General features: G+C 41.3%; 9 protein-coding genes and 1 pseudogene. 4 read left to right on the top strand and 6 right to left on the bottom strand.

Annotation, left to right across the window (positions count from 1 at the left end):
* Positions 1–105: 105 nt before the first annotated feature.
* Positions 106–1,839: a formate--tetrahydrofolate ligase gene (locus ACMHKH_RS08760; RefSeq protein WP_413520257.1), complete on the top strand. Its 1,734-nt coding sequence runs from the start codon at positions 106–108 to the stop codon at positions 1,837–1,839.
* 28 nt (positions 1,840–1,867) lie between these two features.
* Here the strand turns inward: ACMHKH_RS08760 and ACMHKH_RS08755 are convergent.
* A pseudogene (locus tag ACMHKH_RS08755) lies at positions 1,868–3,418 on the bottom strand (YifB family Mg chelatase-like AAA ATPase).
* Positions 3,419–3,831: 413 nt separating this feature from the next.
* Between ACMHKH_RS08755 and hemN the strand changes: the two are divergent.
* Positions 3,832–5,376 carry an oxygen-independent coproporphyrinogen III oxidase gene (gene hemN / locus ACMHKH_RS08750; RefSeq protein ID WP_413520256.1) on the top strand — a complete coding sequence of 515 codons (1,545 nt, stop codon included), beginning with the start codon at positions 3,832–3,834 and terminating at the stop codon, positions 5,374–5,376.
* Between the two features lie 98 nt (positions 5,377–5,474).
* Here the strand turns inward: hemN and ACMHKH_RS08745 are convergent, their stop codons facing one another.
* The 5 genes from ACMHKH_RS08745 to ACMHKH_RS08725 form a co-directional block, all read right to left on the bottom strand.
* On the bottom strand, positions 5,475–6,851 hold the full coding sequence (locus tag ACMHKH_RS08745) for an esterase-like activity of phytase family protein (RefSeq protein ID WP_413520255.1): 1,377 nt from the start codon (positions 6,849–6,851) through the stop codon (positions 5,475–5,477).
* Between the two features lie 173 nt (positions 6,852–7,024).
* Complete coding sequence (locus ACMHKH_RS08740; RefSeq protein ID WP_413520254.1) at positions 7,025–7,885, bottom strand: SPFH domain-containing protein; 861 nt, start codon at positions 7,883–7,885, stop codon at positions 7,025–7,027.
* Positions 7,886–7,900: 15 nt separating this feature from the next.
* Positions 7,901–8,398 (bottom strand): NfeD family protein, encoded by a 498-nt coding sequence (locus ACMHKH_RS08735; RefSeq protein ID WP_413520253.1) that lies wholly within the window; start codon positions 8,396–8,398, stop codon positions 7,901–7,903.
* Positions 8,399–8,652: 254 nt separating this feature from the next.
* Positions 8,653–9,201 carry a porin family protein gene (locus ACMHKH_RS08730; RefSeq protein ID WP_413520252.1) on the bottom strand — a complete coding sequence of 183 codons (549 nt, stop codon included), beginning with the start codon at positions 9,199–9,201 and terminating at the stop codon, positions 8,653–8,655.
* Between the two features lie 217 nt (positions 9,202–9,418).
* Positions 9,419–9,955 (bottom strand): porin family protein, encoded by a 537-nt coding sequence (locus ACMHKH_RS08725; RefSeq protein WP_413520251.1) that lies wholly within the window; start codon positions 9,953–9,955, stop codon positions 9,419–9,421.
* 309 nt (positions 9,956–10,264) lie between these two features.
* Between ACMHKH_RS08725 and ACMHKH_RS08720 the strand changes: the two genes are divergently transcribed.
* Both ACMHKH_RS08720 and ACMHKH_RS08715 read left to right on the top strand, forming a co-directional pair.
* Positions 10,265–11,497 carry an 8-amino-7-oxononanoate synthase gene (locus ACMHKH_RS08720; RefSeq protein WP_413520250.1) on the top strand — a complete coding sequence of 411 codons (1,233 nt, stop codon included), beginning with the start codon at positions 10,265–10,267 and terminating at the stop codon, positions 11,495–11,497.
* A 69-nt stretch (positions 11,498–11,566) separates the two neighbouring features.
* Positions 11,567–12,406, top strand: coding sequence for a methyltransferase domain-containing protein (locus ACMHKH_RS08715; RefSeq protein WP_413520249.1), 840 nt, complete (start codon positions 11,567–11,569; stop codon positions 12,404–12,406).
* The last annotated feature ends 23 nt before the right edge of the window (positions 12,407–12,429 follow it).

The following is a 12,429-nucleotide window of genomic DNA, read 5'->3' as shown; positions in this document are numbered from 1 at the left end:
CTAGCTTAATATTAGCTGGTTATTTATTTTTAGATCCATACTCAAACTATTTACGTTGTAAATATCACGCATCATGACATCTAACCGCTGCAAGAGACTGTTTATATGACTGTACCTAGCGATATTGCTATTGCCCAGAACGCTACCCTCCAATCAATCACACTTATCGCTGAAAAACTTGGCTTATCAACGGTCAATATCGAACCTTACGGACACTATAAGGCTAAGATAAATCCAGCCGATGTGTTTGCTATGCCTGCTAAAAGTAAGCAAAGCAGATTGATATTGGTCACCGCCATCAATCCGACACCCGCTGGAGAAGGCAAAACCACGGTCACGATTGGCTTGGCTGATGCCTTAAATCGCATACATGAGCAGAAAAATAGCGGTGAGAGAACGGTCGTCGCTATCCGTGAGCCTTCCATAGGACCAGTATTTGGTGTTAAAGGTGGCGCGGCTGGTGGTGGTTACGCGCAAGTACTGCCGATGGAAGATATTAATCTACATTTTACCAGTGACTTTCATGCAATTGGCGCGGCAAATAATTTACTAGCGGCTATGCTAGACAATCACATTTACCAAGGTAATGAGCTCAATATCGACCCAAAGCAAGTATTATGGCGTCGTGCGGTCGATATGAATGACCGTCAACTGCGCAATATTATTAGCGGCATTGGCAAAACAACCGACGGCGTGATGCGTGAAGATGGTTTTGATATTACTGTGGCTTCTGAAGTGATGGCTATTTTTTGTTTGGCAACTGACTTAAAAGATTTAAAGCAGCGTTTGGGTAATATCTTAGTAGCCTTTGACAAAGACAAACAGCCTGTCTATGCAAAAGATTTGAACGCACATGGAGCAATGGCAGTATTACTAAAAGAAGCCATCAAACCCAACCTTGTACAGACAATTGAAGGTACGCCAGCCATTGTGCATGGTGGTCCCTTTGCTAATATTGCCCATGGCTGTAATTCAGTCATCGCTACCCGTGTTGCTATGCATTTGGCAGATTATACGCTCACCGAAGCTGGCTTTGGCGCAGATCTTGGTGCGCAAAAGTTTTTTGATATTAAGTGTCGATTATCAGGGTTAACACCAGATGCAGCCGTCATCGTCGCTACCATCCGAGCGCTAAAATACAACGGTGGCGTAGCTAAAGATACGCTGACGACTGAAAACTTGTCAGCGCTTGAGCAAGGATTACCAAACCTCATGAAGCATATCGAAAATATACAAGAAGTATATGGTTTGCTGGTAGTTGTCGCTATCAATCACTTTATTAGCGATACCGAGGCAGAGGTTGAATTAGTGCGGCAAGCTTGTATGAAAAAAGGTGTAGAGGTTGCTCTCACGCAAGTATGGGAGAAAGGTGGCGCTGGCGGTGAAGATTTAGCAAACGCTCTGCTAAATTTACTTGATAGTAATGATAGCAGTAACAATCAAAATACTAACAAGCAACCGAGCCAATTTCGTTTGGCTTATGATAGTGATAGTAGCATTGCTGATAAAATTCGCACGATTGCCCAGCGGATTTATGGAGCCAATGATATTGATATTAGCAGCACAGCTCAAACTAAAATACGGCAACTGGAAGCACTGAATCTCGATAAGATGCCAGTCTGTATTGCTAAGACGCCGTATTCATTGAGCGATAACGCCAAGTTACTAGGGCGACCTACTGGCTTTAATATTAATGTGCGAGATATTAGTATCTCATCGGGCGCAGGTTTTATCGTGGTGATTTGTGGGCCTATCATGAAAATGCCTGGATTGCCCAAACTTCCTTCGGCCGAAAATATTGATTTAGACGATGTTGGTAATATTACGGGTTTGTTTTAATTTAACTTTGTCTTAATTTACCAATGAATCACTTACTTCGATAACTAAGCGCCTCAGAAACATGGGCGCTGGTAATATCAATGCTGTCAGCTAAATCAGCAATCGTCCGCGCGACGCGTAATACCCGATGATAGCCGCGCGCCGATAAATTCAGGCGCTGTTGAGCCAGCTGCAATAGTTGTTGTTCACCCGTACCAAGCTGAATGTATTTATCAATCTCGCTAGGGCTAAGCTCATTATTTACCTTTTTCTGTCGTATTAATTGACGCTGATGAGCTGCCGCTACTCGCGCACGGACTTGTTCAGATGTTTCACCTGCCTGAGCATTTTGCAAGTCAGCAATCGGTAATGCTGGTACGGTAATATGCAAATCAATGCGATCAAGTAGTGGTCCTGATAGCTTATCTTGATAGCGTTTAATCTGCTCAGGTCGGCAGCGACAACGCCCCGAGCCATCGCCATCATAGCCACATGGGCACGGGTTCATTGCCGCCACCAGTTAGAAATTTGCTGGAAAGGTCATCTGTGAATTGGCACGGCTAATGGTGATTTGTTTGGCCTCTAATGGCTGCCTTAGAACTTCTAATACCGTACGGTCAAACTCCGGCAATTCATCTAAAAATAATACACCCTTATTAGCAAGGGTAATTTCGCCAGGTTTGGGACGTGAACCTCCACCGACCAATGCCACAGCAGATATGGTGTGATGAACTTGCCTAAAGGGCCGCGTACCATAATCATAGTCACTATCAGCAACAGAGTAAGTGCTCGCTACCTCTAATGCATCCTCAGCACTCAAATCCGGCAAAATAGTCGGCAGTCGTGATGCCATTAAAGTTTTGCCCGAACCCGGCGGTCCGGTGAATAGCAGTGAATGACCACCAGCTGCGGCAATCTCTAAAGCACGCCGCGCATGATGCTGTCCTTTCACGTCTGCCAAATCTACTTGATAACCAATATGCTGCTGAGTAGGACTTGGCTCTACTGCCGCTAGACGCTTATCCAACGGACTGCTATCGGTGAGCGACTGCAAATGATTGCATACTGCTTTTAAATTTGTCGCTGCCAATACGGTAATACCATCAACGCGGCTTGCCTCTGCACCGTTGATGGTTGGGACGATTAATTGCCTTGATGGTGACATCAGTTGCTCATCATCTTTTAAAAGTTGCTCCGCTAATACCTCAGCTTTCATCGCTCGCGCAACCGCTAAGCTACCACTTACTTGCCTTAGCTCTCCATTGAGTGCCAACTCACCGATAAACTCAAACCCTGCTAGCACCGTTGGATCTAACTGATCACTAGCTGCCAAGATGCCAATCGCAATTGGTAAATCAAGGCGAGCACCATCCTTGGGTAAATCTGCGGGCGCTAAATTAATCGTCAAACGTCTATTAGGAAACTGAAATCCGGAGTTAAGTATCGCTGATCGTACTCTATCTTTGCTCTCACGTACCGCCGCTTCAGGTAAACCGACAATGGTCAATGCTGGTAACCCTTGTGATAGGTGCACCTCAATAATTACTTTGGGTGCATGCAGCCCGACGACTGAGCGGGTATAGACTTGAGCAAATGACATAAGCCTTTCCTATAGAGAGATTTATCGATAATAGAGTATTATTAATAAGTGAGCAAATGTTGTTTTTTATTTTTAATTCAATTAAAAAATACTATAAGTGATAGCCTCGATTGCTAATCATACAACCTTATGGGTATATACCAAAACTGCTGACCATGCCACTATAAGCTATGATTTGTTATAATGGTCATTACTTATTTTAACTGCCATTTTTTACAGCCTTTTAATAAATATAGCCAGTGAGAATCAACAGACGAGCTTACCTTTACATCGTTATTGATAAAGAACCAAACTGCTTATAATAGAATTATTATTGTTATCATCGCTATTAGTAACGCCATATTCGACTCAAAATAGCCATGCGCCAATCACGTAAAAATGGCGATTGACACAGTCATCACGAGGAATCTTGCATGTCAGAACCATTCGATAATCATAGCACAGCTGAGCATTCACTTAATGCCAGCGAGCAGCCTACTACCGTACGCCCTGTGACGCAGCCGGACAATCCCTATGCCAGCACTCGTGGTAGCATCACTACTAAGCAGCTACCGGCGTTTGATGAAGATATTATCAATAAATACAATCGTTCAGGACCGCGCTACACCTCCTATCCGACTGCTTTAGAGTTTTCACCGATGCCAGAGGGGCTTGAAACAAAAATCCTGCAAGAGCGCGAAGCTCATGCGCCGCTATCACTTTATTTCCATATTCCGTTTTGTCGCCATCTTTGCTATTACTGTGCTTGTAATAAAATCATCACCAAAAAGAATAGCGATGCCGGCGATTATTTAGAGTATCTTATTGCTGAGATTAAGCATAAACGTAGCTTATTGACGTTACCAGCAGACGGTAAAAAACCACTGGTCAAACAGCTGCATTTCGGCGGGGGTACGCCAACGTTTTTACAAGATAATGAGTTGATAAAGCTGTGCGATTTTTTGCAAACCCAGTTTGAATTTTTACCAGAAGACCAAGGCGATTATTCTATCGAAATTGACCCACGCGAGCTCAGTAGCGAGACCTTAAAAGTATTGCGTAATTTGGGTTTTAATCGTGTGAGCTTGGGCGTGCAAGATTTAGATGAGACTGTACAAATTGCCGTCAATCGTGTGCATTCAGCAGAATTGATTGAAAACGTACTAGCAGAAGCGCGCGAGCTAGGTTTTCATTCTATCAATATTGATCTGATTTATGGTTTACCGCATCAAACTCCAGATACACTGGATAAAACCGTACGCCGTATTATTGAGATGTCACCCGATCGCTTATCGGTATTTAATTATGCCCATTTACCTGAGCGCTTTAAATCTCAACGACAAATTAAAGATGCGGATCTGCCGACTCCAGCCGCCAAGCTCACCATGCTTGGTAATACCATCAATACCTTAACCAAAGCAGGCTATCAATATATTGGTATTGATCATTTCGCCAAGCCTGATGACGAGCTTGCCGTTGCCCAGCGCGAAGGCAAATTACATCGTAACTTTCAGGGTTATACCATCATGGGTGACTGTGATTTATTAGGTTTTGGCGTCTCTTCCATCAGTCAAATTGCCAATGCCAATAACAGCTATATCCTGCAAAACCATACTGATTTGCAGGTATATAAAGACAATATCGATGCGGCACGTAATAATCCTGCCATCATGCCAGCGGTCAATGTGATTAAAACCTCCATTAAAGATCGCTTACGTGAATACGTGATTATGAACTTGTTATGTCACGACTATATCGACTTTAGGGACGTCAATCAAAAATTCGGTATCGATGCCATTACTTATTTTATTGATGAAATCCAACAATTGGGTCAAATGCAAGACGACCGTCTGATAGATATGGATGCTGCTGGTATTCGCGTTTTACCAAGAGGGCGCTTATTGGGTCGAAATGTCGCCATGGTATTTGATGAATATCTGGATAAGAAACATAAAAACCGCTTCTCAAAAGCTATTTAAATTATTAGCCTCTGAAATATAAATAATAAAAAAGACCTCAATCGAGGTCTTTTTTTTGCTAGCAGTAAATATGCTGACTTACGACCAATTATCTACTTCTACTCAGTTGGCATCACAAGATAAAGCCGATTGGCATCTTCTATGGTTTTTTCTGCATCTAAGTATTTTTGCTCAACCGTACTCTGTGCATCCACTATCTCTGTATCTGTCATCGCAAAATCATCATCATTGAGTAAACCCAATGAGCCATCTTGACGTAGCCATAAACCTTCAAGCTTGTCATGCGGATAATCTATAGTAGCGAGGACATCGACTACCAAGGTTTTTTTGACAGGCTTGATAGCCACCTTTTCGAGCACTTTCCAGTTTGCTTCGTCTATAGCAATAAGTTGCTCAAGTGTTTGTCCATCGATCGTTAAACCAAGAGTCTCATCTTGTTTGATACTTTCGCCATTTAGCAAAGCTTCAATATCAGTAGCCTGTGAGATCTCCATTTTATAAATAAGTTTTTGTGCCGACTCATCCTGTAGCGGGAATTTACGATCGTGTTCAATCAGATAAAATTCATGCCCATTTATAGCAACTATCCCTGATGCCACATATGCGGCATTATCAAGACGATATAAATATTGTGCTATTTTTCCTGAGACTAAGTTAATAGTAACAATGCGCACCAGACTCAACAGACGCCCTGACTTATCAGGATTCTCCATCGAAGATTCCATGATACCAACTAGAGTAGTCTGATCTGGAGTAATCGTTAGCGCCTCCATCCCGCGATTAGCACGGCGCTTGGTAAACTCTGCCGGTAATAAAATCGGCTTACCATTCACAACTACGTTATTACGTTTATCACTGGCAAAGGCGTTGATACGTTCAATTTCTACCCCATTACCATCGTAATGTACAAGATGCGGACCATATTCATCACTGATCCAAAAACTGCCATCTTTGAGGACAGCAAGTCCTTCAGGATCTAAACCATTGATATCGCTTTTAATCGGATTGGTTATGGCATCAAAAGGCAGGTTTGGATTGACCGTCATCGGCTGACCATTTATATCATATGGTACTTCATTGGTACCGCCAAAGGCTTTTGGATTGGGTAACCCAGAGATAGGATTACCATGACTATCTTTTAGCACAATCTCTTTTATCTTGATAATTTTACCGGCAGCTTGCAATTCAAATAACCCGATAGACGGCGTATAGCCTGGCACTAAAAACTGCTTACCTTTACCAGCAATGCCATCAAAATCGGCATTGGGACCGCGATCGGTTAATACATAGAACTGATTAGCATTGGTTGGATGTGCCGCCGCATCCGAGCCATAGCCACCACCGCGTATTTCTAGTTTTTGCTCAGGATAAGCGGCATTGATGTGTGTTGCATCAAGTACGCTATAGGGTAATGGACTGCCTTGAGGAAAGTCTTTTATTAAGATTATTTCAGTATTCAAGTTATGCTCGGTCATTATTATTGTCCTTGTGTCAGTATTTTTATTATTCAATTAAAGTGGTATCAAACTATTAATAATTTATCAAAAAATGATGATGAAATGAAAGTCAAAAAAATAGCCAGTGCTTGATATTGTCACTGGCTATTTTTATAAATTACGCTTATAGCATGTAGTCAAAGCAAAGTTGCTTAAACCTTAAGCTTATCACCGACCATGCCTTTTATTGTACTTAGAATGTCAGCTGGTAATACCACCATTTTTGAGTTATCAGACTCAGCCAGCTGACGAATCGCTTTAATATACTGCTCACCTAACAAGTAGACAATCGGCATCTCTTCCGTACCCATGGCAGCCGTGATCAGACGAATAGACTCTTCTGATCCTTTAGCCAGTACTACTTGCGCTTCAGCATCGCGACGAGAGGCTTCTAAGCGACCATCTGCCTCTAGGATAGCGGCTTGCTTTTGACCATCAGCACGGGTCACTGTCGCACGACGTAGACGCTCAGCTGCCGCTTGCTCTTCCATTGATGCTTGCATGGTTTGCGATGGGTTAATATCTTGAATCTCAACCGTCTTTAGCGTGATGCCCCAATCAGCAATATCTTCTGAGATCGCATGCTTGAGCTTCATTTTGATTTCATCACGGCTAGACAATGCACTATCGAGATCCATCTCACCGATGATTGAACGTAGTGAGGTCTGCACAAGATTACGGATACCATATTCATAATCTTCGATACCGTATACTGCTTTGTCAGGACGCACAATACTAATATAGGCGACGGCATTCGCGATAATAACGACGTTATCTCGGGTAATAACTTCTTGTGATGGAATATCAAGGACGATGTCTTTGGTCGTCACCTTATAAGCGACATGATCAACATAAGGAATAATAAGGTTTAAGCCAGGCTCTAGGGTCTGGCTATATTTACCTAAACGCTGCACTACCCATTTATAACCTTGTGGAACGATTCGTACACCCTTAAACACCGTAAATACGACCAGTGCGACCAAAACTATCATTACAATACTAAAGCTTCCCATAACTCATCCCTATTATTATATCTGCATATTTTTATTAATCGCTGCCTGCGATGTCATACTACTCACGATCAGCTCGTTACCAACGATATCTGTTACTACCACTCGATCACCGACTGCTACTTGCTCACCTCGAGTACGGCACACCCATTCAGCGGCACCAACAATCGGCACACTAAAACGCACTGTACCCGCTCTATCTGATTGTGGCTGTACGATAATCATACCGGTTTCACCAATGATAATACTACCACCCAATCCTGCTTCAGTACGATCAACAGATAAAGGTTTGACAAATTTAAACCATGCGAATAGAAATATAGCGGAAAGTACCAACCAGACGATAATTTGAATGGATATAGAAATAGGCAATAGCCATGAAAGCGCAGCAACTATAATAGCAGCAGCACCAAACCAAAGGCTGGCAAAGGTCGGTACAAACATCTCTATAATCAATAGCAAAAAGCCCAATACCAACCAATGCCAAGGTTCAATCATCCAGAGTGTCTCTATCATTGCGCTATTCCCTATCCTTGTAATCCTATCTTTCAATGTAGCACATTTACTCTCATGATGAGGTTTTAAAACCCTTCCATTATATGCATTTGAAATGAATATGCTCTAAACCCATGTTTAAAATATCCATGATGATCATATTTATCTTAGATAATATATTTAATGAAGAAAAATAAAGTAAAAAAACGACCGCCGAAGCGATCGTTTTATTTATTCAACTTTAAAAATAGCAAAGTTAAAAATATAAATTCATATTAGAATTTGAAATGTGCACCAACAGTCAATAAAGAAACATCTTCAGCTACATAATCATATTCAGCTTCAACGCTCATGTTAGGGTTAAAGTTATAACCTAAGCCAATACCACCAGCAACACCACTGTCGCTATCACTATCGCTACCAACGTATCCTAAAACGTTATTTGCAGAAACATTAATCTCAGTTTTAGCAAAACCTAGTTTGCCTTTGGCATACAGGCTAGTATTAGGGAATTGATAACGGTAAGTACCGTAAGCACCGTAAGTTTTAAGATCATATTCGGCTTTAACAAGATTAGTACCCGTATCAATATCAGTACTGCTAGAGCCTACATATTCAACTTCAGCACCAAAGTTAGAATCAAAGTTATAACCAGCATAAACACCGTAAGCCGTAGGATTGTCTAGGTCATCAGTATCTACCATGAATTTACCAGCTTTAACACCAACGTATGGTTGTCCTGCATAATTAACTGCCGCTTGAGCGCTAACACTCAATAATGAACCAACTGATAGTGCGATCAAAGCTTTTTGTAAAGTATTCATATATCTTCCTGTTAGATAAAGCTAAAGTATAATTTGAATGGATATTATAAGACATACAAATTAGTTAGACTATTGTTGAACGCGTAATAATAACAGAAAGACTTTCGTAATACTCATTTTTTTAATGGCGCTAATATTATTTTGATTGCCACAAAAAAACGACCGCCGAAGCGATCGTTTTTTATTTGGTTATTACTTACTAATGATAGTTAATAGCTTAGAATTTTAGCTGTGCACCAACGGTCATTAGATCAGCATCACTACCTAGTTTGTCATACTCAGCTTCAACGCTGAAATTAGGGTTGACTGAGTAGCCAAGACCAACACCACCAGCTAAACTAGTATCTTTATCCGTGCCATTGTATAGACCTAGCGTAGTATTAGAAGCTTCTACTTCAGTTCTCGCAACACCTAGTTTACCTTTGGCATATAGACCAGTATTTGGGAATGCATAACGGTATGTACCATAAGCGCCGTAAGTTTTTGCATTAATGTCGCCGCCTCTGTAATCAGCGTCATCTGATCCTACAAATTCAGCTTCTAAACCAAAGTTTGGATCAAAGTTATAACCACCGTATACACCATATGCAGTTGGCTTATCAGCACCATCAACGTCTAAATCGAATTGACCGACTTTAGCACCAACATACGGTTGACCAGTATAGCCGTTGCCATAAGAAACGGCAGCTTGTGCACCCATGCTTAGTAAAGAACCAGCTGCTAGTGCAAGTAGAGTTTTTTGTAGAGTTTTCATATGTAGTTCCTTAAAATTAATTTGGACAAACAAGTTATTTATTTATGTGGACTTTTTAGCCATATCGCCTTGTTTGCTAACGATGTATACATAGTAACAAACCATGTCAGAAACACTGTCTGTATTTAATGGTAAGAAAGTTAAGTTTTGCAAGTGTTTATCAGTATTCAAGTTACAAAAGCGGCGATATGAAATCTTTTGTTACAACCACTTAGTTTGTGCAATAATTGCTACTCATTTTAAGACTGACTCATATAGTTATTAAATTTAATCAACGAGAATAGTGCCTAAATAAAAAAAAGGATAAAGATGACTACTCTAATTGTTAATCGTCTACAGGAATCCCTCAACGCCCTAGTAATAGCAAATCAATATCGTCAAATACCTAACTTACAACACCATGGGCGACATGTGATTAACGAAGGCAAACGATTACTCAATATCGCCAGCAACGACTATCTTGGTTTAGGCAGTGACTGTCAGTTGCAGAGCGAGTTCCTTAATCAACTATATCAATTGCCAGTTGCTAGCGTTCCTAGGATGAGTGCTAGCTCTTCTAGGCTTTTAACAGGTAGCGATGAACAGATTCAAGCATTGGAGTCTGAACTGGAAAGCTGGTATCAAAACGCCGTAGATAAGCAAAACCTATCTTCATCAAAATCGGTACTGGTATTCAACAGCGGCTATCATGCTAACATTGGTATTTTGCCAACACTGACGGCATTGCCAATCAAAACTCTGATTTTAGCCGACAAACTGGTGCATGCCAGTATTATTGATGGCATACGTCTGAGCCAGACTAATTTGGTCAGCTATCGCCGTTATCGTCACAATGACTATGAGAATTTAGCCAAATTTATTGAACAAGCAGATTCGAGTATTGAACGCATTATCATTGTCGCCGAAAGTATCTTTAGTATGGATGGTGACCGTGCTGACTTGAATCAATTGGTACAACTAAAAGCCAAAGACGCTCGTATTGAGCTGTATATTGATGAAGCACATGCCATTGGTATCTTAGGTGACACAGGGTTGGGATTGGCAGAGGAAACCCACACACTGGCTGATATTGATTATCTAGTGGGGACTTTTGGTAAAGCTTTTGCCTCCATTGGCGCTTATATCATGTGTGATGAGGTCGTCAAACAATGGCTGATTAACCAGATGCGTCCCCTTATTTTTAGCACCGCCTTGCCACCTATCAATCATGCATGGACACGTTTTATTTTAGCAAAAATGCCAAATTTAAATGAGCAGCGTCTTCATCTCGCGCAGTTATCTACGATGATAAGTACTGCTATCCCCGAACGCTATCGTGTGTCATCAAGCAATTCAGAGATGGTCTATAGCTCTCCTATTGTCCCTTACATATTAGGTGATAATGCGCTCACTGTCGAAAAAGCAAAGCAGCTACAAGCAGCAGGATTTTATGCCTTACCTATCAGACCGCCGACCGTTCCTGCAAATACCGCTCGTATCCGCTTGGTGATGAATGCAGCGCTTAGCCATGAGGACTGTCAACGACTGATAGCGCACTTATAATGCAATTTTTAATGACTACTTTATTTTAGCGCTAAGCAATAACCTGCTTATTTGGATGACATAAATAACATGAAAGCTCCTGCTATGCCCGATGCCTTTAGTCCAAGAAAAAAAAACATCGCACGTCATTTTGCGACTGCTGACGATTATGACCAGCATGCAAAGATTCAACAGCAAGTCTGCCACGACTTACTCAATAACATCGTTTATACCCAGCAAAAAAGCGTATTAGAAATCGGTGCAGGTACAGGTCAAATGACACGCTTATTAGCAGCAAATATTAAAAGTCAGCACTGGGTGATCAATGAGCTGTGCGCTGAAAGGACAGCGATATTGCAATCGATATTACCGACAGCTAATATACTAATTGGTGATGCTGAAAGCATTCAATTATCAGTAGACTCTAACTTATTGGATTCCAGCTTGATAGTCAGTGCCAATGCCGTGCAGTGGTTTGATAATCCTTTGAACTTAATAAAACAATCAGCTCGATATTTACAAGCAGGTGGACAATTGCTCTTTAATACCTTTACACCAGATAATTTTTTGCAGATTAAGCAACTAACGGGTCAAGGGCTACATTACCCCACTATCAGCGAATGGCAATCAGAACTAAAAGAGGCAGGATTTGAAAAAATCGAACTATCTACTCAGCGCTTTGATGTATCCTTTACCACTCCGTATGCTGTACTTAAACATATGAAGCTGACCGGCGTATCAACTAATCGGACGCAAGAACAGTCAAGTAATCGCCAGCCTTTTATATGGAATAAGTCTAGTCTGAAACAATTTGAACAAGACTATTGGCAGCAGTTTTCTGCATTAGATCAAGAGGGTCAGTCTTGTGTCAATTTGACTTATGATGTGCTGCTCGTAAGTGCTTTTAAAGCAGAAATACATGAGAGATAATGGTATGAGTAATATATAAACTG

The sequence above is a fragment of the Psychrobacter glacincola genome (assembly GCF_965118485.1).
GTDB classification, from domain to species: Bacteria; Pseudomonadota; Gammaproteobacteria; order Pseudomonadales; family Moraxellaceae; genus Psychrobacter; species Psychrobacter glacincola_D.
This window is presented reverse-complemented; position numbering and strand designations above follow the sequence as displayed.

Coding starts and splice junctions, on each gene's coding strand:
- ACMHKH_RS08760 (WP_413520257.1), top strand. CDS start 106: ATGACTGTACCTAGCGATATTGCTATTGCCCAGAACGCTACCCTCCAA.
- hemN (WP_413520256.1), top strand. CDS start 3,832: ATGTCAGAACCATTCGATAATCATAGCACAGCTGAGCATTCACTTAAT.
- ACMHKH_RS08745 (WP_413520255.1), bottom strand. CDS start 6,851: ATGACCGAGCATAACTTGAATACTGAAATAATCTTAATAAAAGACTTT.
- ACMHKH_RS08740 (WP_413520254.1), bottom strand. CDS start 7,885: ATGGGAAGCTTTAGTATTGTAATGATAGTTTTGGTCGCACTGGTCGTA.
- ACMHKH_RS08735 (WP_413520253.1), bottom strand. CDS start 8,398: ATGATAGAGACACTCTGGATGATTGAACCTTGGCATTGGTTGGTATTG.
- ACMHKH_RS08730 (WP_413520252.1), bottom strand. CDS start 9,201: ATGAATACTTTACAAAAAGCTTTGATCGCACTATCAGTTGGTTCATTA.
- ACMHKH_RS08725 (WP_413520251.1), bottom strand. CDS start 9,955: ATGAAAACTCTACAAAAAACTCTACTTGCACTAGCAGCTGGTTCTTTA.
- ACMHKH_RS08720 (WP_413520250.1), top strand. CDS start 10,265: ATGACTACTCTAATTGTTAATCGTCTACAGGAATCCCTCAACGCCCTA.
- ACMHKH_RS08715 (WP_413520249.1), top strand. CDS start 11,567: ATGAAAGCTCCTGCTATGCCCGATGCCTTTAGTCCAAGAAAAAAAAAC.